Origin of the sequence: Tabrizicola aquatica (assembly GCF_002900975.1) — a bacterium.
Taxonomy (GTDB): domain Bacteria; phylum Pseudomonadota; class Alphaproteobacteria; order Rhodobacterales; family Rhodobacteraceae; genus Tabrizicola; species Tabrizicola aquatica.
Genome location: NZ_PJON01000006.1, coordinates 40440 through 64128 on the forward strand (window position 1 = coordinate 40440; position 23689 = coordinate 64128).

The 23689-nt window shown below is 66.5% G+C and carries 28 protein-coding genes; 10 read left to right on the forward strand and 18 right to left on the reverse strand.

Annotated elements, in window-relative coordinates; translation table 11 throughout:
* Position 1: 1 nt before the first annotated feature.
* The 3 genes from CXR42_RS17960 to paaN all read right to left on the reverse strand — a co-directional run bounded on the left by CXR42_RS17960 (position 2) and on the right by paaN (position 3739).
* Complete coding sequence (locus CXR42_RS17960; RefSeq protein ID WP_103258977.1) at positions 2–874, reverse strand: branched-chain amino acid ABC transporter permease; 873 nt, start codon at positions 872–874, stop codon at positions 2–4.
* 65 nt (positions 875–939) lie between these two features.
* On the reverse strand, positions 940–2070 hold the full coding sequence (locus tag CXR42_RS17965; protein WP_103258978.1) for an ABC transporter substrate-binding protein: 1131 nt from the start codon (positions 2068–2070) through the stop codon (positions 940–942).
* A 31-nt stretch (positions 2071–2101) separates the two neighbouring features.
* Complete coding sequence (paaN, locus tag CXR42_RS17970) at positions 2102–3739, reverse strand: phenylacetic acid degradation protein PaaN (protein WP_103258979.1); 1638 nt, start codon at positions 3737–3739, stop codon at positions 2102–2104.
* Positions 3740–3850: 111 nt separating this feature from the next.
* Between paaN and paaG the strand changes: the two genes are divergently transcribed.
* From paaG to CXR42_RS17990, 4 genes are all read left to right on the forward strand, one after another.
* Positions 3851–4645, forward strand: a complete 795-nt coding sequence (gene paaG, locus CXR42_RS17975) for a 2-(1,2-epoxy-1,2-dihydrophenyl)acetyl-CoA isomerase PaaG (RefSeq protein WP_103258980.1) — start codon at positions 3851–3853, stop codon at positions 4643–4645.
* Between the two features lie 14 nt (positions 4646–4659).
* The gene (gene paaI, locus CXR42_RS17980) at positions 4660–5091 is read left to right on the forward strand and encodes a hydroxyphenylacetyl-CoA thioesterase PaaI (RefSeq protein ID WP_219727967.1); all 432 of its coding nucleotides are present in this window, start codon (positions 4660–4662) and stop codon (positions 5089–5091) included.
* A 30-nt stretch (positions 5092–5121) separates the two neighbouring features.
* Positions 5122–6432, forward strand: coding sequence for a phenylacetate--CoA ligase PaaK (gene paaK, locus CXR42_RS17985; protein ID WP_103258982.1), 1311 nt, complete (start codon positions 5122–5124; stop codon positions 6430–6432).
* Positions 6433–6517: 85 nt separating this feature from the next.
* Positions 6518–7117: a TetR/AcrR family transcriptional regulator gene (locus CXR42_RS17990; RefSeq protein WP_103258983.1), complete on the forward strand. Its 600-nt coding sequence runs from the start codon at positions 6518–6520 to the stop codon at positions 7115–7117.
* Here the strand turns inward: CXR42_RS17990 and CXR42_RS17995 are convergent.
* The 10 genes from CXR42_RS17995 to CXR42_RS18040 all read right to left on the reverse strand — a co-directional run bounded on the left by CXR42_RS17995 (position 7101) and on the right by CXR42_RS18040 (position 16627).
* Positions 7101–7715 carry an acyltransferase gene (locus tag CXR42_RS17995; protein ID WP_103258984.1) on the reverse strand — a complete coding sequence of 205 codons (615 nt, stop codon included), beginning with the start codon at positions 7713–7715 and terminating at the stop codon, positions 7101–7103. The genes CXR42_RS17990 and CXR42_RS17995 overlap by 17 nt on opposite strands.
* Positions 7715–9790: a phenylacetic acid degradation bifunctional protein PaaZ gene (gene paaZ, locus CXR42_RS18000; RefSeq protein ID WP_103259119.1), complete on the reverse strand. Its 2076-nt coding sequence runs from the start codon at positions 9788–9790 to the stop codon at positions 7715–7717. The genes CXR42_RS17995 and paaZ overlap by 1 nt, the downstream gene beginning before the upstream one ends.
* A 45-nt stretch (positions 9791–9835) precedes the next feature.
* Entirely contained in the window at positions 9836–10591 is a 756-nt protein-coding gene (locus CXR42_RS18005; protein ID WP_103259121.1) for a Phenylacetic acid catabolic protein, read from the reverse strand.
* A gap of 7 nt (positions 10592–10598) precedes the next feature.
* On the reverse strand, positions 10599–11675 hold the full coding sequence (paaE, locus tag CXR42_RS18010) for a 1,2-phenylacetyl-CoA epoxidase subunit PaaE (RefSeq protein WP_103259120.1): 1077 nt from the start codon (positions 11673–11675) through the stop codon (positions 10599–10601).
* Positions 11676–11700: 25 nt separating this feature from the next.
* Positions 11701–12225: a 1,2-phenylacetyl-CoA epoxidase subunit PaaD gene (gene paaD, locus CXR42_RS18015; RefSeq protein ID WP_103258985.1), complete on the reverse strand. Its 525-nt coding sequence runs from the start codon at positions 12223–12225 to the stop codon at positions 11701–11703.
* A 4-nt stretch (positions 12226–12229) separates the two neighbouring features.
* Positions 12230–13069, reverse strand: coding sequence for a 1,2-phenylacetyl-CoA epoxidase subunit PaaC (paaC, locus tag CXR42_RS18020; RefSeq protein ID WP_103258986.1), 840 nt, complete (start codon positions 13067–13069; stop codon positions 12230–12232).
* Complete coding sequence (gene paaB / locus CXR42_RS18025; protein ID WP_103258987.1) at positions 13069–13353, reverse strand: 1,2-phenylacetyl-CoA epoxidase subunit PaaB; 285 nt, start codon at positions 13351–13353, stop codon at positions 13069–13071. The genes paaC and paaB overlap by 1 nt, the downstream gene beginning before the upstream one ends.
* Positions 13354–13418: 65 nt before the next feature.
* Positions 13419–14420, reverse strand: a complete 1002-nt coding sequence (gene paaA, locus CXR42_RS18030; RefSeq protein ID WP_103258988.1) for a 1,2-phenylacetyl-CoA epoxidase subunit PaaA — start codon at positions 14418–14420, stop codon at positions 13419–13421.
* Positions 14421–14434: 14 nt separating this feature from the next.
* Positions 14435–15640 carry a 3-oxoadipyl-CoA thiolase gene (pcaF, locus tag CXR42_RS18035; protein WP_103258989.1) on the reverse strand — a complete coding sequence of 402 codons (1206 nt, stop codon included), beginning with the start codon at positions 15638–15640 and terminating at the stop codon, positions 14435–14437.
* Between the two features lie 159 nt (positions 15641–15799).
* On the reverse strand, positions 15800–16627 hold the full coding sequence (locus CXR42_RS18040; RefSeq protein ID WP_103258990.1) for a PaaX family transcriptional regulator C-terminal domain-containing protein: 828 nt from the start codon (positions 16625–16627) through the stop codon (positions 15800–15802).
* Between the two features lie 196 nt (positions 16628–16823).
* Between CXR42_RS18040 and CXR42_RS18045 the strand changes: the two genes are divergently transcribed.
* The gene (locus tag CXR42_RS18045; RefSeq protein ID WP_103258991.1) at positions 16824–17522 is read left to right on the forward strand and encodes an AzlC family ABC transporter permease; all 699 of its coding nucleotides are present in this window, start codon (positions 16824–16826) and stop codon (positions 17520–17522) included.
* Positions 17519–17818, forward strand: a complete 300-nt coding sequence (locus tag CXR42_RS18050; RefSeq protein WP_103258992.1) for an AzlD family protein — start codon at positions 17519–17521, stop codon at positions 17816–17818. The genes CXR42_RS18045 and CXR42_RS18050 overlap by 4 nt, the downstream gene beginning before the upstream one ends.
* Before the next feature lie 42 nt (positions 17819–17860).
* Here CXR42_RS18050 and CXR42_RS18055 read toward each other — a convergent pair whose 3' ends face one another.
* Together CXR42_RS18055 and CXR42_RS18060 are read right to left on the reverse strand one after the other, a co-directional pair.
* Positions 17861–18175: a DUF1244 domain-containing protein gene (locus CXR42_RS18055; protein WP_103258993.1), complete on the reverse strand. Its 315-nt coding sequence runs from the start codon at positions 18173–18175 to the stop codon at positions 17861–17863.
* 1 nt (position 18176) lies between these two features.
* A complete protein-coding gene (locus CXR42_RS18060) occupies positions 18177–18905 on the reverse strand; it encodes an N-formylglutamate amidohydrolase (RefSeq protein WP_103258994.1) in 729 nt (242 codons plus the stop codon).
* Between the two features lie 178 nt (positions 18906–19083).
* Between CXR42_RS18060 and pyk the strand changes: the two genes are divergently transcribed.
* The 4 genes from pyk to rplT all read left to right on the forward strand — a co-directional run bounded on the left by pyk (position 19084) and on the right by rplT (position 21466).
* The gene (gene pyk / locus CXR42_RS18065) at positions 19084–20529 is read left to right on the forward strand and encodes a pyruvate kinase (RefSeq protein ID WP_103259122.1); all 1446 of its coding nucleotides are present in this window, start codon (positions 19084–19086) and stop codon (positions 20527–20529) included.
* Positions 20530–20560: 31 nt separating this feature from the next.
* Complete coding sequence (locus CXR42_RS18070) at positions 20561–20785, forward strand: hypothetical protein (protein ID WP_103259123.1); 225 nt, start codon at positions 20561–20563, stop codon at positions 20783–20785.
* A 105-nt stretch (positions 20786–20890) separates the two neighbouring features.
* The gene (gene rpmI / locus CXR42_RS18075) at positions 20891–21091 is read left to right on the forward strand and encodes a 50S ribosomal protein L35 (protein ID WP_103259124.1); all 201 of its coding nucleotides are present in this window, start codon (positions 20891–20893) and stop codon (positions 21089–21091) included.
* Positions 21092–21103: 12 nt separating this feature from the next.
* Positions 21104–21466: a 50S ribosomal protein L20 gene (rplT, locus tag CXR42_RS18080; protein ID WP_103258995.1), complete on the forward strand. Its 363-nt coding sequence runs from the start codon at positions 21104–21106 to the stop codon at positions 21464–21466.
* 129 nt (positions 21467–21595) lie between these two features.
* Here the strand turns inward: rplT and truB are convergent, their stop codons facing one another.
* The 3 genes from truB to rbfA are packed head-to-tail and all read right to left on the reverse strand — an operon-like array spanning position 21596 to position 23647.
* Positions 21596–22498: a tRNA pseudouridine(55) synthase TruB gene (gene truB, locus CXR42_RS18085; RefSeq protein WP_103258996.1), complete on the reverse strand. Its 903-nt coding sequence runs from the start codon at positions 22496–22498 to the stop codon at positions 21596–21598.
* A 4-nt stretch (positions 22499–22502) separates the two neighbouring features.
* Positions 22503–23225: a phosphodiester glycosidase family protein gene (locus tag CXR42_RS18090; RefSeq protein ID WP_425444871.1), complete on the reverse strand. Its 723-nt coding sequence runs from the start codon at positions 23223–23225 to the stop codon at positions 22503–22505.
* Positions 23225–23647: a 30S ribosome-binding factor RbfA gene (rbfA, locus tag CXR42_RS18095; RefSeq protein ID WP_180996107.1), complete on the reverse strand. Its 423-nt coding sequence runs from the start codon at positions 23645–23647 to the stop codon at positions 23225–23227. Before rbfA ends, CXR42_RS18090 begins: the two co-directional genes overlap by 1 nt.
* Positions 23648–23689: the final 42 nt, after the last annotated feature.

The following is a 23689-nucleotide window of genomic DNA, read 5'->3' on the forward strand; positions in this document are numbered from 1 at the left end:
GTCACACCCGATCCGTCGATTTGCGGCCAAAGAGGCCCTGCGGCAGGAAGAAGAGGACGGCCAGGATCACGATGAACGCGGCCGCGTCCTTGTACTGCGAGCTGATGTAGCCGGCCGTCAGCCCCTCCAGCACGCCCAGCAGGAAGCCACCCACCAGTGCGCCCTTGGGGTTGCCCATCCCGCCCAGCATGGCGGCGGCGAAACCCTTCAGCGCGAAGGCGAGGCCCACGTCGTAGGAGGTCATGGTGATCGGGGTCACCAGCACCCCCGCCAGAGCGCCGATCCCGGCGGACATGGCGAAGGACAGGGTCATCACGAAGGGCGTGTTGATCCCGACAAGCTGTGCGGCCAGCCGGTTGTTCGAGGTCGCCAGCACCGCGCGGCCCAGAAGGGTGCGGGTGAAGAACAGCCACAGCCCGACGAACACTGCGACGGACCCCGCGATCACCCACAGGCTTTGCGGCAGGATCGTTGCGCCCAGGATGCGGATCGGGTCATCGCCGGAAAAGGCGGGGAAGGTGTGGATCTGCTTGCCGAACACCAGTTGCGCCGCACCCCGGATGAAGATCGAGGCGCCGATGGTGATGATGACCAGCGACACCACGGGCGCGCCTCGGGCTGGCTCGATGGCCAGCTTGTTCATCGCCACCCCCAGCGCGGCGGTCGCCAGCACGGCGGCCAGCGCGGCCAAGGGCAAGGGCGCGCCTGCGGTATAGGCCATGACGGTGATCATCCCGCCCAGCATGACGAATTCGCCCTGGGCAAAGTTCACCACGTCCGAGGCGTTGTAGATGATGGTGAAACCCAGGGCGACCAGCGCATAGACCGCGCCGACCGTCACCCCGGACAAAAGGAATTGCAGAAGTTCCGACATGCGTCCCGCCCCCGATGGCCCGAAATGGGTTGCCGCGCCCCTAGGTCAGGGGCGCGGCGGGTAGATCACTGGACCAGCGTCCACTTGCCGCCCTGGATCTCCAGCATGCGGAAGGCGGACAGGTCGAGGCCGAGGTGGTCTTCGGGCGTGAAGGTGTAGATGCCGGTGGTGCCAGCCAGGCCCGACGTCGCCTCGATGGCGTCGCGGATCGCGGCGGGTTCGGCCGAACCGGCGCGGGTGATGGCGTCGGTCATGATCAGGAAAGCGTCATGGGCATAGCCGCCGAAAGTGCCGACCGGGGTGCCGGTCTTTTCCTCGAACATCGCCTTGTAGGCATCGACCACGGGCTTCTGCGGATCGTCGGCGGCCAGGAGGTCGGCCACCAGAAGTGCTGTACCCGGCAGGCGCACGCCTTCGGATGCGTCGGCGCCGGCCAGTTCGATGAACCCGTCCGAGGCGACGCCATGCGACTGGTAGAACGGCAGGTCGATGGCCAGCTGCTTGACGTTGCGGGTCACGATCGACGGACCCTGGCCGAAGCCGGGGTTCAGGATTGCCTGCACGCCTTCGGTGCCCTTGATCTTGGTCAGCTGCGCGGTCATGTCCGCGTCCTTGGGATCATAGGTCTCGTCCGCAATGATCTCGATGGCGTAGTCGGGGGCGACTTCCTTGCACTGCGCCTGCATCGACGCGCCGAAGCCGTCGGTGCCCGAGATCATGCCGATCTTGGAGATGCCGTTCTTCTGCATGTCCTCGAAGATCTTCTGGCAGGCCATGCGGTCGGTGTGCGGGGTCTTGAAGGTGAAGGGCTTCACCGGCTGGATGATGTCGATGGCCCCGGCCAGCGAGATGAAGGGAATCTCGGCATCCTCGGTCACGGCCAGGATCGACATGGTGGTGCCGGTGGTGGTGCCGCCGATGATGGCGACGACTTCGTCATCCTCGACCAGGCGGGTCGCGAAGGTGCGGGCCTTGTTCGGGTCGCCGTTGTCGTCATAGGCGACCAGGACGACTTCCTCGCCGTTGAGGCCGCCCTTGGCGTTCAGGTCCTCGACCAGCATTTCAAGGGTCTTGAGTTCGGGGTCGCCCAGGAAGGCGGCGGGGCCGGTGGCCGAGATCGACGCGCCGATCTTGATTTCGGCCATTGCAGGCAGCGCCAGGGCGACGAGGGCGGTGGTGGTCAGAAAGGTCTTCATTGTGTCTCCTCCCAGAGAGTTCGTGTTGAAGTCAGGCCGCCAGTCGGCGTGACATCACCCGGCGGAAGCGGGTGGCGACGAAGGCGGTGTCGGTCAGGCTCGCGTTGCCGGCGGGATTGGCGCCGGTGACGTGGAAGTCGCTGAAGGCCGCGGACTGGTTGACGAAGATGTTGCCGGTCAGGTTGATCGACAGGTTTACCCCGGCCTCGGCGAAGGCGGCTTTGGCGCGGGCGATGCGGGCTTCGTCGGTGTCGTAGAGGGCAGCCGTGATCGCGCCCTTCTCGGCAGCGAGCGTTGCGGCCTGAGTGATGGCAGCGTCGGCGTCGCGGGTGGCGATCAGGAAGGCGACTGGGCCGAAGCATTCCTCGGTCGCGGTGGCGTCGGTGTCGGACACGGCCAGAAGTAGTGGGCCGGGTTCGCCTTTCGACGCCCCGGCGCGCAGGACGCGGCCCTTGGCGGCAGTCGCCTCGGCCCGGGCTTGCGTCGCCGGGTTGGCGATGGCCCCGCAAATGCCTGCGGCGCGGGCGGGGTCGGACAGGAGGGTGTCGATGGCGGCGACCAGCGCGGAGGCAATCTCGTCGAAGGACTTGTGGCCCTTGTCGGTCTCGATCCCGCCTGCAGGGATGTACAGGTTCTGCGGCGAGGTACACATCTGGCCAGAATACAGCGCCAGCGCGAAGGCGAGGTTCGCGCACATGCCGTCAAGGTCGCTGGTGGCGGCGATGACGACGCTATTGACGCCGGTTTCCTCGGTGAAAAGCTGGGCCTGACGGGCGTTGTCGCGGAGCCACCCGCCGAAGGACGAGGAGCCGGTGTAGTCGATCAACCGGATTTCGGCCCGGGTGGCGAGGGTCTTGGTGATCTCGGCCCCCGGTTCGTCGACTGCGAGGAGGACGGCATCGGCGGGTAGGCCCGCTTCCGTCAGCACCTCACGCAGCACGCGCACGGTCAGGGCCAGCGGCAGGATAGCGCGGGGGTGCGGCTTTACGATCACCGGGTTGCCGGTGGCGAGACTGGCGAAGAGGCCGGGGTAGGAGTTCCAGGTCGGGAAGGTGTTGCAGCCGATGGTCAGCGCGATCCCGGCGGGGCGGAGGGTCCAGGACTTCTCCATCACGATCGGCGCGGCCTTGCCCTGCGGCTTTTCCCAGCGGGCATGCGCTGCGAAGCGGGTCATCTCGGCATAGGCGGCGGCGACGGCCTCAAGCCCCCGATCCTGGGCGTGGGGGCCGCCCGCCTGGAAGGCCATGGCGAAGGCCTGGCCGGTGGTGTGCATGGTGGCGTTGCCGATCAGGAAGCTTTGCCGGTTCAGGCGGGCGAGGGCTTCGATGCAGACGCCGACGCGGGTTTCCACCGAGGCGGCGGCAAGGGCGGGTGCGGCGGCTGTTGCGGCGGCGATCAGCTGATCGGGGGTCGCGGCGGGGTAGTGGATGGCAAGCGTCGGGCCGAAGGGCGAGACCTCGGCCCCGGCGCGGGTCGCGCCCGGATGGCCGGGCAGGGCGAAGTCCTCTCCCATCAGCGCGGCGAATGCGGCTTCACCGTCAGACTTGGCGGTTTCGCCATAGATCTTGCCGCTGGGCACCTCGGGGTGGGGCGTCCAGTATTCGCGGCTTGCAAGGGCCGCGACGGCCGCCTCAAGCGTCGGCCGGTGAAGGTCGAAGAAATCCGCCATGCTGTCCTCCTGCCGGGGGCTCTCCTCCCCGACGGGTTTATCATTGACCGGCCGGTCGGTTTATGCAAGACCTTTTTCAAGACGTCCGGGACAGCGGACGGGGGAGATATCATGGCCACATCCGAAACCGTCCTTGCCAGTCTGGAAGCGGGCGTCTTGCGCCTGACGCTGAACCGGCCGGACAAGCTGAATTCTTTCAACGAAGAGATGCACCTGGCCCTGCGTGCGCAGATCCAGCGCGCGCATGACGACGAGGCGGTGCGCGCCGTCCTGCTGACCGGCGCGGGGCGCGGCTTCTGCGCCGGGCAGGATCTGGGCGACCGCGATCCGCGCAAAGGTGGGCCTGCGCCTGATTTGGGCCGCACGCTGGAGACCTTCTACAACCCGACGCTGCGGTTGATTCGCCAGCTTGAGAAGCCGGTCATCTGCGCGGTGAACGGCGTGGCGGCAGGCGCGGGGGCGAACATCGCCTTCGCTTGCGATATCGTCTTCGCAGCGAAATCGGCCAAGTTCATCCAGGCCTTCGCCAAGATCGGCCTGATCCCCGACGCGGGCGGCAGCTGGTCCTTGGCCCGCATCCTGGGCGAACCCCGTGCCAAGGCGCTGGCCCTGACGGCCGAGCCCTTGCCCGCCGAAAAGGCTGCCGACTGGGGGCTGATCTGGAAGGCCGTGGACGACGCGGACCTGATCGCCGAGGCGACGAAGCTGGCCTCCTCGCTGGCGGCCGGGCCGACGCTGGGGCTGGGCCTGACCAAGCGGCTGATCCAGGCTGCCGCCACCAACAGTCTGGACGAACAACTCGACATGGAGCGCGACCTGCAACAGCAGGCGGGCCGCAGCGCCGACTATGCCGAGGGGGTTACCGCCTTCCTTGAAAAGCGCCCCGCAAGGTTCACTGGCAAATGAAACCTGTATCCGAAATGACCCCGCAGGAGCTTGCCGAAGCGTCGGCCCAGGCATTGTGGAACGACGATTCGGCCAGCCAGCGCCTGGGGATGGTGATGGACCACCTGGCTCCGGGAGAGGCCACGCTGTCGATGCAAGTGACCGAGGCCATGTCGAACGGCCACGGCACCTGCCACGGCGGCTATATCTTCACGCTGGCCGACAGCGCCTTTGCCTTTGCCTGCAACGGCTACAACCAGCGGACCGTCGGGCAGCAGGCCTCGATCACCTACCTCGCACCGGGCCGCGTTGGCGACCGGCTGACCGCCGCTTGTCGCGAAGTGTCACGGCAGGGGCGATCCGGCGTCTATGACGTGCGCGTCACCAATCAGGACGGGGTGCATATCGCGGAATTCCGCGGCCATTCGCGCACCGTCAAGGGCACCCATCTTCCGGTCGACGGCTGACCGGCTTAAGCATTCCCCAGGGAGGAACCCATGGAAGACCTTACCCCCCGCAAGCAGGACCTTGACCCGATCGAAATCGCCTCGCGCGATGAAATCGAGGCGTTGCAGTTCCACCGCATGAAGCGGTCGCTGAAGCACGCCTATGAAAACTCGCCCTTCTACCGCAACCGGTTCATCGAGGCGGATGTCCACCCGGAGGAGCTGAAGTCCCTGAAGGACATCGCCAAGTTCCCCTTCACCTACAAGCAAGACCTGCGCGAGACCTACCCCTTCGGCATGTTCGCCGTACCACGGAACAAGCTGGTCAGGGTGCATGGGTCCTCTGGCACCACGGGCAAGCCGACCGTGGTGGGGTATACGGCGAATGACATCGACGTCTGGGCGAACCTGATCGCGCGGTCGATCCGCGCAGCGGGTGGCCGTCCGGGCGACATGCTGCACAACGCCTATGGCTATGGGTTGTTCACCGGCGGCCTTGGCGCGCATTACGGGGCGGAGCGGCTGGGCTGCACTGTGGTTCCCATTTCCGGGGGGCAGACGGAACGGCAGGTGACGCTGATCACCGACTTCCAGCCGCAGATCATCATGGTGACGCCCAGCTACATGCTGTCGATCCTGGACGAGTTCCGCCGTCAGGGCCTGGACCCGCGCCAGTCCTCGCTGAAGGTCGGCATCTTCGGGGCCGAGCCCTGGACCAACGCGATGCGTGAGGAAATCGAGCAGGCCTTCGACATGCACGCCGTCGACATCTATGGGCTGTCGGAAATCATGGGCCCCGGCGTCGCGCAGGAATGCGTCGAGACGAAGGATGGGTTGCACATCTGGGAAGATCACTTCTACCCCGAGATCATCGACCCGGTGACGGGCGAGGTCCTGCCCGATGGCCAGATGGGGGAGTTGGTCTTTACCACGCTGACCAAGGAAGGCCTGCCGATGGTGCGCTATCGCACCCGCGACCTGACCCGCCTTCTGCCGGGCACCGCGCGGTCAATGCGCCGGATCGAGAAGATCACCGGCCGCAGCGACGACATGATCATCCTGCGCGGCGTCAACGTCTTTCCGACCCAGATCGAAGAGCAGATCCTGAAGTGCAAGGGCCTGGCCCCGCACTTCCAGATCGAACTTGCGCGCGAGGGCCGGATGGACAACATGACCGTCCATGTCGAATGCGCGGTGGACCAGGTGGATGCAGACGCCCGGGCCAAGTCGGCCAAGGAACTCGCGCATCACATCAAGGCGGTCGTCGGCGTGTCGACGCGCATCAATGTGACCGATCCGAATGCAATTGCCCGTTCGGAAGGCAAGGCCAAACGCGTCGTGGACAATCGCCCCAAAGGCTGACCGTCCGGTCAGTGACACAAACATGTGCTTGCTTTAGAAGGGGCAGCGATGCCCCTTTTTCATCGGCAGCGTCAGGAAGAACATCATGGCTCGGACACGGGCAGCGGATTTCGAAGAAAAGCAGCGCGTGATTCTGGATCACGCGGCACAGGTCTTTGCGGACCAGGGGATGGAGAAAGCCTCCATGTCCCAGATCGCAACCGTGGCGCAGGTGTCGAAGGCGCTGCTTTATCACTATTACCCCAGCAAGGACGCGCTGATCTTTGCGATCATCATCACGCATCTGGAAGGGCTGGATGCCGCCATTGAGGAGGCCGACGACCCAAACCTGCCGCCCGAGAAGCGGCTGCGCAAGCTGGTCGGTGTGGTTCTGGAGAACTACCGGGGCGCGGACAACCAGCACAAGGTGCAGTTGAACGCCACGGCGGCGCTGTCGGATGAGCAGAAGGCCGAGATTACCGCGCTGGAACGCGGGATCGTGCGGCGGTTTTCCGCGGTGCTGGACCTGGTGAATCCAGGGCTGAACACCAAGGAGCGGCCGCTCTTGATGCCGGTTACCATGTCCCTTTTCGGCATGATGAACTGGGTCTACATGTGGTTCCGCGACGGCGGTCGCATCAGCCGCGAGGATTATGCCGATGTGGCGACGACGCTGATCCTGGAAGGGATCAAGGCCGTCCGTTAAGGCCCGCAAGCACCTTCGGGTCGTAGGCCGGGGCTTCGGCGCGGCGGTGGTCGGGCTCGGGGGCGGTCAGGGGCGTCGCGGGTTGCAGCTTCTGGGGCGCTTCCAACGCAAGCTTTTGGTAGATCGCGGTGCCTTGCGATTTCCAGGCGATTTCGTCGTCCGAGAGTTCCCGCAGCACCTTGGCCGGGCTGCCAACGGCCAGGCTGCGCGGCGGGATCTGCGCGCCCGCCTTCACGAAGGCCAGCGCCGCGATGATGGAGTCCGCGCCCACCACCGCCTCGTCCATCACCACGGCGTTCATGCCGACCATCGCGTTGCGACCGATCCGGCAGCCGTGCAGGATCGCGCCGTGGCCGATGTGGCCCGCTTCCTCGATCACCACGTCCTTGCCGGGAAAGGCATGGACGACGCAGGTTTCCTGCAGATTGCTGCCGGTTTCCATCACGATCCGCCCGAAGTCCCCGCGCAGGACGGCGCCGGGGCCGACATAGCAGGCGGGGCCGATGATCACGTCGCCGATCACCACGGCCTCGGGGTGGACGAAGGCCGTGTGGTCGATCACCGGGACGATGCCGTCCCAGGAGTAGATGCGGGCCATTACTCGGCGGCCTGGGCGATGGAAGGCCAGACCTTGGCCACCATGGTCAGCACGTCATATTGCGCGACGACGGCCCCGGTCTGCTTGGTCACCTGGCAATCCCAGCGCACCTCGCCATGTTCGGCACTGGCGCGGGGGTTGATCTCTTTGCAGGTCAGGCGGACTTGCAGCGTGTCGCCGAAGTAGACCGGCGTCAGGAAGCGCATGTTGTCGACGCCGTAGTTCGCCAGCACCGGGCCGGGGGCAGGATCGACGAAGAGGCCAGCGGCGAAAGAGGCGATCAGGTAGCCATGCGCCACGCGGTCGTCGAAGAACGGGTTGGCCTTGGCGGCCGCGCTGTCCATGTGGGCATAGAAGGTGTCGCCGGTGAAGTGGGCGAAATGCTCCACATCCTCCTGCGTGACTTGCCGGGCGGCTGTGACCAGCTGGTCGCCGATGCGCAGGTCCGCCAGCGACTTGCGGAACGGGTGGACGCCGTGTTGCACCTCGGCCCCTTCGATCCAGCGGCCGGTGACCGCTGACAGAAGCCGCGGGCTGCCCTGAACGGCGGTGCGCTGCATGTAGTGCTTCACGCCGCGCATCCCGCCCATTTCCTCGCCGCCACCAGCCCGGCCCGGCCCGCCGTGGACCAGCGGGGCCAGGGGCGAGCCATGCCCGGTCGACGATTTCGCTGTTGCCCGGTTGCCGATCAGCACCCGCCCGTGATGCGGCGCAAGGCCCAGCACGGCAGCCTCGGTCACCTTCGGATCGTCGGTAAAGACCGAGGACACCAGGGACCCCTTGCCCTTGGCCGCCAGCGCGACGGCTTCCTCGATATCGTCATAGGGCATGACGGTAGATACCGGCCCGAAAGCCTCGACATCATGCACGGCACCTGCCGCGAAGGGCTTGTCGCAGTACATGAGGACGGGGTTCAGGAAGGCCCCGGCCTTTGCATCGCCCGAGGTGACACGGACCGCATCCGGGTTCCCCGCCACGATTTCGGCATCCGCCTGCAACTCACGAATCCGCGCCCGGACCTCTTCGCGCTGGTCATGGCTGGCCAGCGGACCCATCCGCGTGCCCTCATCCCCCGGCAGGCCCAGAGGCGTTTTGTCCAGCCGGTCGCCAAGTGCTGCGATGACCGCCTGTGCATGGGCGCGCGGGACGAAAACGCGGCGGATGGCGGTGCATTTCTGCCCGGCCTTCGCCGTCATCTCGCGGGCGACTTCCTTGACGAAGAGGTCGAATTCGGCGGTCCCCGGCCCGGCATCGGGACCGAGGATCGAGGCGTTCAGGCTGTCCGCCTCCATCGTGAAGCGGGTGGAGTTTTCGATCACCGCCTTGTGCGACTTCAGCTTCCGCCCCGTCCAGGCCGAGCCGGTGAAGGTCACCGCGTCCTGGCCCGTGACATGGTCCAGAAGGTCGCCCACGGAACCGGAGATCAGTTGCAGCGCACCGTCGGGCAGAAGGCCGGTCTCGACGATCCGGCGCACCACCAGTTCGGTCAGGTAGGCGGTCTGGCTGGCCGGTTTGACGATGCACGGCACGCCCGCGATCAGGGTCGGCGCGATCTTTTCCAGCATCCCCCAGACCGGGAAGTTGAAGGCGTTGATGTGGACCGCCACGCCTTGCAGGGGCGAAAAGATGTGCTGCGCGACAAAGCTGCCGTCCTTCGACAGCACCTCGACCTCGCCATCTGTCAGGACGCGGGTGTTCGGCAGTTCCCGCCGCGCCTTGGAGGCGAAGGTCAGCATGGTGCCGATCCCGCCTTCGATGTCGATCCAGCCGTCGGCGCGGGTGGCGCCGGTGTGCAGGCTTTCGGTGTAGAATTCTTCCTTCAGCTCCATCAGCTTCAGGCCAAGCGCCTTCAGCATCCCGGCGCGGTCATGGAAGGACATGGCGCGCAGTTTCGGCCCCGCGACCTCGCGCCCGTAAGCAAGTGCCCCGGCGAAATCGATGCCGGTGGAGTCGATGGTGGCCACGACCTCTCCGGTCGCGGCGTCGCAGAGGGGTTGGCCGTCGCGGGAGCCGGGGGTCCAGCGGCCGGAGACAAAGCTTTCCAACCGGCGCGGGGGGCGGGCCGATGCGGTCATGGGGTTCATCCTTTGTCTAGGCGGGGGGCGGGGCCCCCCGGCAGGTCAGTTCAGGCCGATGGGGCCGAGGGTTTCGGCGACCAGCGCATCCCAGCGGGCGTGCAGGGTCTCGTTCGTGGCGTGGCGCAGGCCGAACTTGGCCTGGGTGTCGTAGCGGGCCGAGTTGGCGACGCCGAAGGTCGCGGCCACGCGCGGGCGCCAGTAGGCGATGGCGGCTTTCGCCTGTGCCTTGCCCTCATCGGTGGCGACAAGCTGGTCCAGCCCCTCGACCCCCAGGGCCGCATGGCGTGCCTCACGCGGGGCGATCTCGCGGAAGACCTCGGCCAGCGGCGCGTAAGAGACGCGGGTCAGTTCGGTCATCTGGACGCCCGTAGCGAGGCCCATCAGGACGTTCATCACCACCGCATCAGCCCAACCGGTGATCGGGTAGTGGAACACGGACAGCCGCATGTCGCCGCCTGTCCGGGTCGAGCCGAAATCGGCGTCCCGTGCCACGCGGGCGGCCCAGTCGTGCTGGCGCTGATACCGTGCGGTGTCGGTGCCAAAGTCGGCCATCACGGCAAGCACCCGCTCGGCATGGTCGGCCTTTTCCAGCGTGATCCGGCTGGCGGCGATCCGTTCCTTGATCCCCGGCGCAAAGTTGATCGATCCGGCGAACCCGGCCGAGGCCGCCAGTTCGCTGTCCACGAAGGACCCCATCAGCCGGAGCAACTCGCCCCGATAGCGCGCGGGCACGTTGCCGGGAGAGGTCAGGACACCGCCCTGGGCGAGGTAGTCCTCGATGTTCATCGTTTCGGTCATGCTGGCCTCACTCATCGTATGTCACCACGACCTTGTCGGTCAGCGGGAAGCTTTGGCAGGACAGGACGTAACCGGCCCGCACCTCGTAATCCTCAAGCGCGTGGTTGGTGTGCATCTCGACTTCGCCCTCCAGCACCTTGCAGCGGCAGGTCGAACAGACGCCGGCCTTGCAGGAATAGGGCGCGTCCAGCGCGTTCTCGATGGCGGCGTCCAGGATGCTTTGGCCCGCGCGCGGCATGGCGAAGCTGCGGGTGGTGCCGTCCAGCGTCACCGTCGCGGCGGTGGAGTTGCCAGCCGTCAGGTCGGCCTTCGACACCGGCTTGGCCTTGGCACGGCCCGGCTGTCCACTGGCGAACAACTCGAACTTGATCTGGGCGTCGGTCAGGCCGTGGTCGCGCAAGCTGGCGGCGATGGCCAGCATCATCGGTTCCGGTCCGCAGATGAAGGCGGTATCGACGGACTTGGGGTCGATCCAGCCGGTGAAGAGGGCCTTCATCTTGTCGGCATCGACACGACCGGTGAAAAGGTCGATATCCTGCGCCTCGGTCTCCAGCACATGGATCACAGAGAAGCGGCCAAGGTAGGTATTTTTCAGATCCTCAAGATCCTCGCGGAACATGATCGAATTGATCGCCCGGTTGGCATAGACCAGCGTGAAGCGCGAATTGGGTTCATCGGCCAGCACGGTCTTGATGATCGACAGGACCGGGGTGATCCCCGACCCACCGGCGAAGCCCAGGTAGTGCTTTTCGGCGCTGGCATCTACGGGCGTAAAGAACTTGCCCATCGGGGGCATCGCCTCGATCTCGTCGCCCGGCGCAAGGTTCTCGTTCGCCCAGGTGCTAAACGCACCGCCATCGACCCGTTTGATCCCGACCTGCAGCACGCCCTCATGCTTGCCGGCACAGATCGAGTAGGACCGGCGCAGCTCCTCGCCATCAAAGGCGCGGCGGAAGGTCAGGTATTGGCCTTGGGTGAAGTCAAAGAGTGCGCGGTCCTCGTCGCGCGGGGCAAGGGTCACAACCACGGCGTCGCGGGTTTCGCGGCGGACCTCGGTGACCTTCAGCGGATGAAAGCGAGACATCATGTCCTCCCGTTCGGGCGCATCGTCAGATGCATTTGAAGTAGTCGAAGGGTTCCAGGCAGTCGGTGCAGCGGTAACTGGCCTTGCAGGGGGTCGAGCCGAACTGGCTGACCTTCTCGGTCTTGGTCGACCCGCAGCGCGGGCAGGCGATCACCAGGTTCGAGGTTCCGGCCAGCCGGGCCACGCGGCCCGCCAGCCGCCCGTCGGCGGCAGTGCCGTCGATGGGCGGAGCGATGCCGTAGGCGCGCAGCTTTTCGCGGCCTTCGGCGGTGATCCAGTCCGTGGTCCAGGGCGGCGAAAGCTGGCGTTCAAGGCGCAGCTTTTCGATCCCCTTGGCCCGCAGCGCGGCCTCGATATCCAGGTTGATCACGCTGGTCGCGGGGCAGCCGGAATAGGTGGGCGTGACCGTGACGACCAGAGTGTCATCCTGCCAGGCCACGTCCCGGATGATGCCCAGATCGGTCAGGCTGATCACCGGGATTTCCGGGTCCGGCACCTGGGCCAGCCAGTGCCGCACCATCTGGATATCGGGACGCACCGCGCTGCTCATGGCTTTACCAGGTGCCGCCGGGATAGGCGCGCTGCAGGAACTGCATGTCGGCCAGGATGAAGCCCAGGGCCTCGGTGTGCCGACCTTGCTTGCCGCCCTTGTGCTGGAAGGTACCGTCGGGCAGGACCAGCGTCGCCTCGGCCAATACTTCCGAGATGGTGCGATCCCATGCAGCTTTCAGGCTTTCCGGTGCGGGGGCGATCCCGGCGTCAGCCATCGCCTGATCGACTGCGTCGCCCAGGAAAAGCTCACCCGTGTAGGGCCATAGAACGTTCAGCGACTTCTGCATCCGGGCGCGGCTTTCGTCGGTCCCGTCGCCGAGACGGATCACCAGATCGGCCGAGCGTTCCAGGTGGTAGGCCACTTCCTTCGCCGCCTTCGCCGCGATTTCGGCCACGCGCTTGTCCGAGGACGCTTGCAGCGCGCGCAGCATTTCCATGTGCCAGACATCGAACAGGAACTGGCGCATCAGCGTCTGGCCAAAGTCGCCGTTCGGACGTTCGACCAGCAACACGTTGCGGAACTGGGCCGCGTCGCGCAGGTAGGCGAGGTTGTCGGCGGTGCGGCCCTTGCCCTCGACCTCACCGGCCAGGCCCAGCCACAGCTGGGTCTGCCCGATCAGGTCCAGCGCGGTGTTGGCCAGCGCGATGTCCTCTTCCAGCACGGGGGAATGCCCGCACCATTCCGATACGCGGTGGCCGAGGATGAGGCAATTGTCGCCCATCCGGCAAAGCCAATCGACGAAGGCATCCGCAGGGGCCGCGCCCTTGGCGGCAATCGTGCGGATGCCGGGCGCGCGCGCCAGGTCCGCATCGGCGGTCATCACATCGGTCAGCGACGGCATCACATATGCCCCACTTCAGCGGGGATGTCGAAGAAGGTCGGGTGGCGGTAGACCTTGGAGTTCGAAGGCTCGAACAGCGGGCCCTTGTCAGACGGGGCCGAGGCGGTGATCTCGTTCGACTTCACGACCCAGATCGACACGCCCTCATTGCGGCGGGTGTAGACGTCGCGGGCGTTGCAGATCGCCATTTCGGCGTCGGACGCGTGCAGGCTGCCGACATGGCGGTGGTTCAGGCCATGTTGGCCGCGGATGAAGACTTCCCACAGGGGCCATTCGCTGGACATCGGTTTCTCCTCCCGGATTGGGATTGGGGTGCCTGTGGGCGGGCGATTCGCCCGCCCGGTTTCGGTTACTCGGCGGCCAGACGGGCGGCGGCGCGGCGGGCGTCCTGCTTCTTGGCGTGGGCCATCAGCCCGTCGCGGAACCAGGCGCCGTCTTCCCAGGCGGTGACCCGGGCCTCCAGACGCTCGGCATTGCAGGGGCCGTTGCCGGCGATCACCTCGAAGAATTCGTCCCAGTCGGGCTCGCTGAAGTCGTGGCCGCCCTTCTCCTCGTTCCACTTCAGGTTCGGGTCGGGGATGGTCAGGCCCAGGTATTTGGCCTGCGGGACGGTCTGGTCGACGAACTTCTGGCGAAGCTCGTCGTTGGTGTTGATCTTGATCTTCCACTGCATCGACTGCGCCGAGTGGACCGAGTCCTTGTCCGACGGCCCGAACATCATCAGCGCCGGATACCAGAAGCGGTTCATCGCATCCTGCGCCATGTCCTTCTGCTCGGGCGTGCCCTGCAGGCACATCTTCAGAAGGATGTCGTAGCCCTGGCGCTGGTGGAACGACTCTTCCTTGCAGATGCGGATCATCGCGCGGCTATAGGGACCGTACGAGGTCTTTTGCAGCTGCACCTGGTTCATGATCGCCGCGCCATCGACCAGCCAGCCGACGGTGCCGATGTCGGCCCAGTTCAGTGTCGGATAGTTGAAGATCGAGGAATACTTCATCTTGCCGCTGTGCAGAGCCGCCAGCAGCTCATCCCGGCTGACGCCCAGCGTCTCGGCAGCGGAATAGAGGTAAAGGCCATGCCCCGCCTCGTCCTGTACCTTGGCCAGAAGGATCGCCTTGCGCTCCAGCGTCGGCGCGCGGGTGATCCAGTTGCCCTCGGGCAGCTGGCCGACGATTTCGCTGTGCGCGTGCTGGCCGATCTGGCGGATCAGGGTCTTGCGATAGCCTTCCGGCATCCATTCCTTCGGCTCGATCTTCTCGCCCCGGTCGATGCGGTCCTGGAAGGCGCGTTCCTGGTCCGACATCTCCTCGCGGGATTTGGCGCCTTCGGCCTTGACCATCTGTGCATACATGGACGTGTCCTCCCTCAGACTTTTTCGATGATGATGGCGATGCCCTGGCCCACACCGATGCACATGGTGCAAAGCGCATAGCGGCCGCCGGTGCGGTGCAGCTGGTACATCGCGGTGGTGATCAGACGCGCGCCCGACATGCCCAGCGGGTGGCCCATCGCGATCGCACCGCCGTTCGCGTTCACATGGGCCGCGTCGTCCGGCAGGCCGAGGTCGCGCAGCACGGCCAGAGCCTGCGCGGCGAAAGCCTCGTTCAGCTCGATCACGTCCATCTGGTCCAGCGTCATGCCGGCCCGGGCCAGCACTTTGCGGACCGCAGGCGCCGGGCCGACGCCCATGATCCGGGGCTCCACCCCCGCCGCCGCCATGGCCACGACCCGTGCCTTGGGCGTCAGGCCCTGGGCGCGCGCCGCCTCGGCCGACAGTACCGCCAGCGCCGCCGCCCCGTCGTTCACGCCAGAGGCATTGCCCGCCGTGACCGAGAGGTCCGGGCCGTTCACACCGCGCAGTTTCGCAAGCTGCTCCAGCGTGGTCGAAGGGCGCGGGTGTTCGTCGGTGTCGATGACCAGCGGATCGCCCTTCTTCTGGGGAATGATCACCGGGACGATCTCGTCCCGGAAGATCCCCGCAGCCTGCGCTGCCGCCCAACGCTGCTGGCTGCGAATGGCAAAGGCGTCCTGGTCGGCGCGGCTGATGTTGTAGTCCGCCGCCACGTTGTCGGCGGTTTCCGGCATCGAGTGGGTGCCGTAGATCTTCTTCATCGCCGGGTTCGGGAAGCGCCAGCCGATGGTCGTGTCATAGACCGCGTTCGACCGCGAAAAGGCCGTGTCGGCCTTTGGCATGACGAAGGGCGCGCGGCTCATGCTTTCGACGCCACCTGCGATGACAAAATCGCAGTCCCCGGCCTTGATCGCCCGCGCGGCCATGCCGACTGCATCCATGCCCGACCCGCAAAGGCGGTTGACGGTGGTCCCAGGCACGCCAATCGGCATCCCGGCCAAAAGGACGGCCATCCGGCCGACGTTGCGGTTGTCCTCGCCCGCCTGGTTGGCGCAGCCGTAGATCAGATCATCGACCGCCGACCAATCCACGCCGGGATTGCGCGCCATCAGGGCCTTGAGCGGCTCGGCTGCCAGATCGTCGGCGCGCACCTGCGCCAAGGCCCCGCCATAACGCCCTACCGGCGTCCTGACCGCATCGCAAATGAAGGCGTCGCGCATCCTTGCTCCTGTTGTCTGCTGAGACCGGCGATTCCTCATTCGCCGACCGATCGGTCAACGTATAGCGCAGGAAACATCACAGAGGAAGCGAAATTTGCGAGCTGAGTGTAATGCTTTTGGCCAACTCCAGGCGAGTTGAGAAATCAAGGCTTTGGCAGGTCAGGTGGGGGGCAGCAGACCGGAACGCCGCCGCTGTGTCGCGTCGGTTTCGGCGGGAAGCAGGCCGTCGGTGCCTTCACATTGCGCGGCGATGTGGCGGTGGGCGGCGGGTGTCAGGCCCAGGTAAAGCCTGCGGAACAGCGCCCGCGCCTCGGCCCCGTTCCAGTCGGCGGGCAGATGCTCGGGCGGCAGGCGCGGGTCGCGCAAGAGGACCATCCGATAGGCGTGGACCAGCAGCAGTCGCGTCACCAGGGCATCGGGGTCGGACAGGGCAGAAGGATCGATCGCGCGGAAGAGCGCCATGAACAGGTCATAACCGTCGCGCAGCGCGGTAAGGTCCCAGAACCCGGCCAGGGGTTCGGCTGTCGTCACCGTTTCGGCATGGAACACCATCGCGCCGGGCTGCAGGGGCTGGTTACGATCGGGGCGGATGAAGACGGGGCCACCCATGTGGCCCATGCGCTGGCGCCGCGCATCCTCGGGTCGCAGGTCGGGATCGTGGATGATCTGCCAGCCGCGTGCCGGGCGGTCCGGGCCATACAGCAGGTCGGCCGCCTGCATGAAGGTGGCCACGGCACTGCTGCGCAGGCGGTAGAAGCTGCGGCGGCCGATCCGTTCGCCGGCCAGTTGCTCGGCCGCGACCAGCCGCGAGACGGCGGTGCGCACCAGGCTTTCACTGATCCCCACCTTGGCGCAAAGGTCGATCAGCGTGCCGGTCCAGAGAACCCCGCCGCGCGGCACCACGACATCGCCGTAGATTGTCACGATGAAGGCGGCAGCGTTCAGCCGCAGCTCTTGCGTGATGGTCGGGATCTGGTCCTTTGGCACGGGGCGCGCGGTCCATGGGGTGGAGTCTGCCCGCAGGCCTAGGCCGATTGCGGGGTGGTCGGCAAGGGGCCGATTGACCGGATGTTGATTGACGGGGCCGATAGACGGGGGGCGATTGACGGGGGGCGATTGACGGGGTCGGCTGGGCCTCCTAACCCTTGCAGCCGTGACGGCAGGCTGGGGAAGGGCCGCAAGGATGAGCCACGCGCCCTTTACCTGGGACGGTTTCCGCCGTGGGGCGCGGGATGGTGTGCCGCTGGCTTTGTCGATCTTCGCCTATGGGTTGGGCTTTGGACTGGTCGCGGCGCAAGCGGGATTCGGTGTCGCCAAGGCGGTGACGACCAGTGCGGCGATCTACTCCGGCTCGGCCCAACTGGCGGCGGTGAACCTGCTGCAGACGGGGCAGGCGACGCTGCTGGCGCTGTTAGCGGCGATCCTGGTGATCAATGCGCGGTATGTTCTGTTCGGCGCGGCCTTGCAGCCCTGGCTATGGCAAGCGGGGCCGCTGCGGTCCTATGGCAGCCTTCTTCTACTGGGTGACGCCAACTGGCTTCTGACCATGCGCCGGATCGCCGAGGGCGAGGAGGACCGCGCCTATCTGGCCGGGACGGGTGCGCCGATTGCGGTGGCCTGGCTGACTGGGACCGCCCTAGGGGCGGCGGCGGTCAGCGTCCTGCCCCGGCCCGAGGCGCTGGGGTTCGATCTGATGCTGCCGTGCTTTGCGGCCGCGATGATGGCCGCCATGACGCGCAAACGGGCGGATCTGGTGCCGGTGGTGGTGGGCGCGGGGGCTGCACTGGTGACGGCACGGCTGGTCGGGCCGGCCGCGGCGGTGATTGCGGCAGGCGTTGCCGGCGGAGCGGTGGCGGCACTGATGCACCGGGGAGCGGAATGACCGAGAGCTTTCCGCTTGCCCTGCTGGTGATGGCGGCCGCTGCGCTGCTGTGCCGGGTCGCGGGGTTCACGCTGATGCGGCTGGTCCCCGTCTCGCCCCGGCTGGAGGCGGCGCTGCGCGCGACGCCGCTGGCGGTGATGGCCGGGATCGCGGCGCTGGCCGTTCAGGCGGGCGGCTTGGCCGAGGCTTTGGCGCTGGGCGCGGTCGTGGCGCTGACAGTGGTGCTGGGCAGCGACGTGGCTGCGGCGCTGCTGGGCGTGGTGATCGTGGCCGTTCTGCGCTGGCTGGGTGTCTAGGGTAGGGTGGGGTTGAACCCCACCCTACGCTGGGGCCAAGCGTCAGTCTTTCTTGCCAACGTTCTCGGCAAAGGCCTTTTGGAACGCGGCCTGCTTGCCGGCGTCCGCCTCGGTCTGGTGCTGCGCCACCCAGTCGGCATAGGGCATGCCGTAGACGATCTCGCGCGCGGCGTCCTTGGTCAGGTCGATCCCGCGCTCGGCCGCTGCTTCCTGATACCAGCGCGACAGGCAGTTGCGGCAAAAGCCGCCCAGGTTCATCAGGTCGATGTTCTGCACATCGGGGCGCTTTTCCATCAGGTGATGCACCAGCGCGCGAAAGCTTGCGGCCTCCAGTTCCAGCCGGGTCTGGTCGTCCATGTCAAATCCCCTTCAGCACGTCGCACAGGATCGGCGCCAGCCGCGCGGCCCAATGGGCCTGTGCTTCCTCGGTTGCGACCAGGTCGTTCCTGATCTCTATAAGTGTGTTGTGCCGGCCCAGGCGCAAGGCGTGGCGGTCGATGGCATCGCCGGGCAGGTGGCCCGAATACGGCTCGTTGTCGCCGATGGTAAGGTCGGTCTCTTGTGTCAGTCGTGCGATCAGCGGTTTCGAGAACCGCTCATCCAGGTGGCTGTACAGGACGCCGACATGCCAGGGCCGCGGCGCGCGCCCGCGCAGGCAGGGGGTGAAGGAGTGCAGCGCCACGATCACCCGGTCCGGCCGCAGCGCCGCAAGCCGGGCATAGGCGGCGTGATAGGGGCGGTAGAGGCGGTCGAGACGTTCCTCGATCCCGTCGGCCGTGATGTGGCGGTTGGCCGGGATGATCGTGCCGTCATACAGCTTCATCACCAGGGTCGGATCATCCTCGCCCCGGTTCGGATCGATCACCAGTCGGCTGAAGTCCGACAGGATCACCGGGCTGTCCAGCAGCCGCCCCAGGGTCAGCGCGACGCCGGCGGCGCCGACGTCCCAGGCGATGTGGCGGGCCATATCCGCGGCCGGGATGCCCAAGCTGCCACCCGCCACCCAGTCCGGCACATGGTTCGAGGCATGGTCGCAGGTGACCAGCCAGCGGCCGGGGCGGTGCTCTCCGTCGATCGTGTAGGCCAAGGGTGGGTCCCTGCAAAAGTGTCTGCCCGCCAGACTTATGACCCCTTTCGCCTCGATGCCAGAGCATGGGTGGCGAAAGCCGATGCCCGAATGGCGAAACCGGCGTTGCGGCAGGCGCGGGATTGCGCCATAAGGCGGGCGGCCCACAATGAACCGAAATTTCAGCAGGAGGATGGCGATGCGCCGCCACCGCAACGTGAAGATTGTGGCCACGCTTGGCCCGGCATCCAGCAGTTACGAGATGATCCGCGCCCTGTTCGAGGCCGGGGCGGACGTGTTCCGCCTGAACATGAGCCACGGCGTCCACGAGGACATCGCCAAGCGGCACGAGATCATCCGCCAGGTCGAGAAAGACCTTGGCCGCCCGATCGGCATCCTGGCCGACCTGCAAGGCCCGAAGCTGCGCGTCGGCGTGTTTGCCAACGGGTCCGAGGAACTGGTCGAAGGCGCGGCTTTCCGCATGGACCTGTCCACCACGCCGGGTGACGTCAGCCGCGTGAACCTGCCGCACCCCGAGATCTTTGCGGCGCTGGAGCCCGGCACGACCCTTCTGGTCAACGACGGCAAGATCCGCCTGCGGGTCAACGCCTGCGGCAAGGATTTCGCCGAATGCACGGTCGAGGTCGGCGGCACGATTTCCAACCGCAAGGGCGTGAACGTGCCTGACGTGGTGCTGCCCGTGGCGGCGCTGTCGGAAAAGGACCGCGGCGACCTCGAGTTTGCCTGCGAGCTGGGCGTGGACTGGATCGCCTTGTCCTTCGTCCAGCGCCCCGAGGACGTGATCGAGGCGCGGACCCTGGTCAAGGGCCGTGCGGCCGTGCTGTCCAAGATCGAAAAGCCGGCGGCGGTGAAAGCCTATGACGCGATCCTGCAGGTCTCGGACGGGATCATGGTGGCGCGGGGCGACCTGGGCGTGGAGCTGCCGGTTACCTCGGTCCCGCCGATCCAGAAGCGGCTGGTGCGCGGTGCGCGGGCGGCGGCCAAGCCGGTGATCGTGGCGACCCAGATGCTGGAATCGATGATCGAAAGCCCCGTCCCGACTCGGGCCGAGGTTTCGGACGTTGCGACCGCGATCTACGAAGGCGCGGATGCGGTGATGCTGTCGGCGGAATCGGCAGCCGGGAAATACCCGGTCGAGGCCGTGCGCACGATGAACGCCGTGGCGATGAGCGTCGAAAAGGACCCGACCTATCGTTCGGTGATCGAGGCCAGCCGCCAGGTGCGCCGGGAATCGGTTGCTGACGGCATCGTGGCCGCCGCGCGCGAGATTGCCGAGGCGACGAACATCAAGGCGATCTGCTCGTTCAGCCAGACTGGCACGACCGCTGCGCTGGTGGCGCGGGAACGGCCGCATGTCCCGATCATCGCGTTGACCCCGCTGATGTCGACCGCGCGTCGGCTGGCGCTGACCTGGGGCGCCCATTGCGTCATCACCAAGCCGCAAGAACGTTTCAAGGGCGCGGTTCTGGCGGCCGTGGCAGCGGCCCGCGCGGATGGCTTTGCGTCGGACGAGGACCAGATCGTGGTCACGGCGGGGGTGCCCTTTAACGTCAAGGGCACGACCAACATCCTAAGGGTGGCCCCCTGTGACGAGCGATTGATTTCCAGCGTCGACCCGGAGTAACCTCGCCCCGCGGTTGTCGGCGGAGTGGGTCATGGACACGGATCTGATTCTGACTCTGGGTATCCTGCTGGTGCTGGTCACCATCCCTTCGCTGCTGGCAGCATGGGTTGAAGGGCGCGCGCCCCGGGTCGGGGCGCTGGTCATCCTGGCGGGGATGTCGATGATCCTGGCCGCAGCGATGAATCGTCCGACCGGCTATCGGTTCGAAGAGATTCCGACCGTCATGCTGGGTGTGGTCTCGCGCGCGATCAACTGACGGCTCTTGCACCTTCCAGGGCTTGCCCCTATAGGGGCGGGCTTATTACCCGCACGGCCGGCCAAAGTGGCATGCCGAGTCGTGCCTGAAACCACGGAGATGGAAATGCCCAAGATGAAGACCAAGTCGGCGGCGAAGAAGCGCTTCAGCTTCACGGCCTCCGGTCGTGTGAAGGCCGGCCCTGCCGGCAAGCGCCACGGCATGATCAAACGCACGACGAAGTTCGTCCGCGACGCATCAGGGGCGATGATCCTGTGCGACAGCGACGCGAAGATCGTCAAGAAATACATGCCCTACGACCGGTAAGGAGAGCACCAGATGTCCCGCGTCAAATCCGGCAAGGTCACGCATGCCCGTCACCGCAAGGTGATCAAGGCTGCCAAGGGCTATTACGCCGCCCGTTCCACGAACTTCCGCACCGCCACTCAGGCGGTCGACAAGGCCCAGCAGTATGCGACCCGCGACCGCAAGGCCCGCAAGCGCCAGTTCCGCGCGCTGTGGATCCAGCGGATCAACGCTGCCGTCCGTCTGTTCGACGCCGAGATGACCTACTCGCGCCTGATCAACGGCCTGGCGAAAGCCGGGATCGAGGTTGACCGCAAGGTCCTCGCCGACCTCGCCGTGCATGAGCCCGAAGCGTTCAACGCCATCGCCGGCCAGGCCAAGGCCGCGCTGGCCTGATCGGTCAGAGCCAAGTTTGAAGAAAGGCCCTGCGGTAACGCGGGGCCTTTTTGTTTCGCCTTATGCCAGACCCGCACGGCATCCGGTCCAGACTTGATCCGGGTTCAGCATCAGATTGCATGGATCGGGTCAGCGGTTGAACACCCGACTGGGGTGCAACTCTCCGCCCCGGTAGTGCCCGACGGCCACGGCCTGTCCGTTCAGGCTTGCCCAGCCCTCGGTGCCCCAGTCGGCATGGCCGATGACCTGGCCCGGGTTGCCGTTCTTCAGCCGCACCGCGCCTTCGGGGGTCGCGGTGAACTGAGGCAGGTCCTGCAGCCCCAGTTCCAGCGGCAGAAGGTGGGCATCCAGCGCCTCGGTCTTGGCTTCGGCGTCGATGGTCGCCAGCGTCACGCCCTGATCGGCGTCGAACGGCCCCGACCAGGTCCGCCGCAGCCACTGGACATGGCCCAGGCAGCCAAGGGTCCGGCCCAGGTCACGGGCGATGGAGCGGACATAGCCGCCCTTGCCGCAGACCATCTCCAGGTCGACGTGGTCCGCGTCCGGGCGGTCCAGCAGCGCCAACCGTTCCACCCACAGCGGGCGCGCGGCCAGGTCCATGACCTCGCCCTCGCGCGCAAGGTCATAGGCGCGGTCCCCGTCGACCTTCACGGCGGAATACTGTGGCGGGACCTGCTGGATGTCGCCCCGGAAGGCGGCAAGCGCGGCCTCGATCTCGGCATCCGAAGGGCGGGCGTCGCTGGTCGCGACCACCGTGCCCGAGGCGTCGTCGGTATCCGTCGCAGCACCCAGCACAACGCGGAAGCGGTAGCATTTCAGCGCGTCGGTGATGTAGGGGATCGTCTTTGTCGCCTCGCCCAGGGCCACGGCCAGGACACCGGTCGCATCCGGGTCCAGCGTGCCGGCGTGCCCCGCCTTCTGCGCCGAGAAGGCCCATTTCACCTTGTTCACCACTGCGGTCGAGGTCACGCCCGCCGGCTTGTCCACCACCAGCCAGCCGCTGACGGCCCGACCCTTCTTGCCGCGCGCCATCGTCTTAGCCTTTCGGAACCACGGTGCCGACAATCGGCCCCATCGGAAAGCCCGCGTCATGCCGCCCAAGTTCGGGCGCATAGAGGCGGGAGATATTGCCATCGAAATAAAGGGCGTCGCTTAGCCCCAACTCGTCGCGGAACAGGCGCGCGAAGCTGTGGAAGTTCACCGCGTCGTTCGAGATGGCAAAGACCGCCCGCCCGCCATCGGCGCTGACGCCGACGCCGTTGCGGACATACAGGCTGTCGCTGGTGGCCAGAAAGCGCGGGTGAAGCTCGCCCTTGATGACCAGCATCGGCCCGGACTGGGTGGCAAAGCGGCAGGCTGGCGCCTCCGCCTTGAAGGCGCGGCTTTCGATCACGCGGAAGCCTTCGCCCCAGCAGAACACCCCGTTCGGCAACAGGCCAAAATTCCCCGGCCCGTCACGGGTGACCAGACGCGAGGTTTCCTGCCCCTCTTCGACATAAAGACCAACCGGGTCGAGGTCGCGGTGATACATGCCGGCATTCATCGCGAAGCCAAGGGTCTGGCCTTGCCCCTCAAGCGCCTGGTTCACCGCGCGAAAGCTGCCATAAGCGCCGTCCGCGCCGGAATGGAACAGGCGCAGGTCGTCGGCCAGCGTCACCTCGCACAGGGTATAGGACGCGCCGTCAAAGCTGGTGTCGCGGCAGGTCGCCGCCGCAGCCGCCACCGGCGCCAGCAGAAACGCAAGCGCAAGGCGCAGCATCATTCGTCCCCGTCGTGGTCGCTGTCAGGCTTTTCAAGGTCGCGCTGCACTGTCGGGTCCGAGAACAGCCGCCGGGTTTCGTCCAGCCGGTCAAAGGTCTCATCCGGGCGGAAGCGCAGGTCGGGCGCGTATTTCAGCGTGAGCCCGGTGGCGACGCGGTGGCGCAACTCGGCCTTGTTGCGGGCCAGCGCGGTGATGGCATCCTGCACCGGGACCGATCCCATCAGCGGCATGACATAGACCGTGGCGACCTTGAGGTCGGGCGAGCACGAAACCTCGCCCACGGTGATCGACATGGCGTTCAACTCGGGGTCGTGGATCTCGGCCCGGTTCAGAACGTCAGAGAGGGTGCGCCGGATCAGTTCGCCGACGCGCAGCTGGCGTTGCGAAGGACCGGAGGCGGTGGGGAAGCGTTTGGACATTGCGCCCATTTAGGCCCTTTCCGGTCGCCCTGCAACGCCGGG

Coding starts and splice junctions, on each gene's coding strand:
- CXR42_RS17960 (WP_103258977.1), bottom strand. CDS start 874: ATGTCGGAACTTCTGCAATTCCTTTTGTCCGGGGTGACGGTCGGCGCG.
- rbfA (WP_180996107.1), bottom strand. CDS start 23,647: ATGTCCAAACGCTTCCCCACCGCCTCCGGTCCTTCGCAACGCCAGCTG.
- pcaF (WP_103258989.1), bottom strand. CDS start 15,640: ATGCGCGACGCCTTCATTTGCGATGCGGTCAGGACGCCGGTAGGGCGT.
- paaB (WP_103258987.1), bottom strand. CDS start 13,353: ATGTCCAGCGAATGGCCCCTGTGGGAAGTCTTCATCCGCGGCCAACAT.
- paaZ (WP_103259119.1), bottom strand. CDS start 9,790: ATGACCGCATCGGCCCGCCCCCCGCGCCGGTTGGAAAGCTTTGTCTCC.
- paaD (WP_103258985.1), bottom strand. CDS start 12,225: ATGAGCAGCGCGGTGCGTCCCGATATCCAGATGGTGCGGCACTGGCTG.
- truB (WP_103258996.1), bottom strand. CDS start 22,498: ATGGCGCGCGGCAAGAAGGGTCGGGCCGTCAGCGGCTGGCTGGTGGTG.
- paaC (WP_103258986.1), bottom strand. CDS start 13,069: ATGCCGTCGCTGACCGATGTGATGACCGCCGATGCGGACCTGGCGCGC.
- CXR42_RS17965 (WP_103258978.1), bottom strand. CDS start 2,070: ATGAAGACCTTTCTGACCACCACCGCCCTCGTCGCCCTGGCGCTGCCT.
- paaI (WP_219727967.1), top strand. CDS start 4,660: ATGACCCCGCAGGAGCTTGCCGAAGCGTCGGCCCAGGCATTGTGGAAC.
- rpmI (WP_103259124.1), top strand. CDS start 20,891: ATGCCCAAGATGAAGACCAAGTCGGCGGCGAAGAAGCGCTTCAGCTTC.
- CXR42_RS17995 (WP_103258984.1), bottom strand. CDS start 7,715: ATGGCCCGCATCTACTCCTGGGACGGCATCGTCCCGGTGATCGACCAC.
- rplT (WP_103258995.1), top strand. CDS start 21,104: ATGTCCCGCGTCAAATCCGGCAAGGTCACGCATGCCCGTCACCGCAAG.
- paaK (WP_103258982.1), top strand. CDS start 5,122: ATGGAAGACCTTACCCCCCGCAAGCAGGACCTTGACCCGATCGAAATC.
- paaN (WP_103258979.1), bottom strand. CDS start 3,739: ATGGCGGATTTCTTCGACCTTCACCGGCCGACGCTTGAGGCGGCCGTC.
- paaE (WP_103259120.1), bottom strand. CDS start 11,675: ATGTCTCGCTTTCATCCGCTGAAGGTCACCGAGGTCCGCCGCGAAACC.
- CXR42_RS17990 (WP_103258983.1), top strand. CDS start 6,518: ATGGCTCGGACACGGGCAGCGGATTTCGAAGAAAAGCAGCGCGTGATT.
- CXR42_RS18045 (WP_103258991.1), top strand. CDS start 16,824: ATGAGCCACGCGCCCTTTACCTGGGACGGTTTCCGCCGTGGGGCGCGG.
- paaA (WP_103258988.1), bottom strand. CDS start 14,420: ATGTATGCACAGATGGTCAAGGCCGAAGGCGCCAAATCCCGCGAGGAG.
- CXR42_RS18055 (WP_103258993.1), bottom strand. CDS start 18,175: ATGGACGACCAGACCCGGCTGGAACTGGAGGCCGCAAGCTTTCGCGCG.
- CXR42_RS18070 (WP_103259123.1), top strand. CDS start 20,561: ATGGACACGGATCTGATTCTGACTCTGGGTATCCTGCTGGTGCTGGTC.
- pyk (WP_103259122.1), top strand. CDS start 19,084: ATGCGCCGCCACCGCAACGTGAAGATTGTGGCCACGCTTGGCCCGGCA.
- paaG (WP_103258980.1), top strand. CDS start 3,851: ATGGCCACATCCGAAACCGTCCTTGCCAGTCTGGAAGCGGGCGTCTTG.
- CXR42_RS18005 (WP_103259121.1), bottom strand. CDS start 10,591: ATGACCGAAACGATGAACATCGAGGACTACCTCGCCCAGGGCGGTGTC.
- CXR42_RS18090 (WP_425444871.1), bottom strand. CDS start 23,225: ATGCTGCGCCTTGCGCTTGCGTTTCTGCTGGCGCCGGTGGCGGCTGCG.
- CXR42_RS18050 (WP_103258992.1), top strand. CDS start 17,519: ATGACCGAGAGCTTTCCGCTTGCCCTGCTGGTGATGGCGGCCGCTGCG.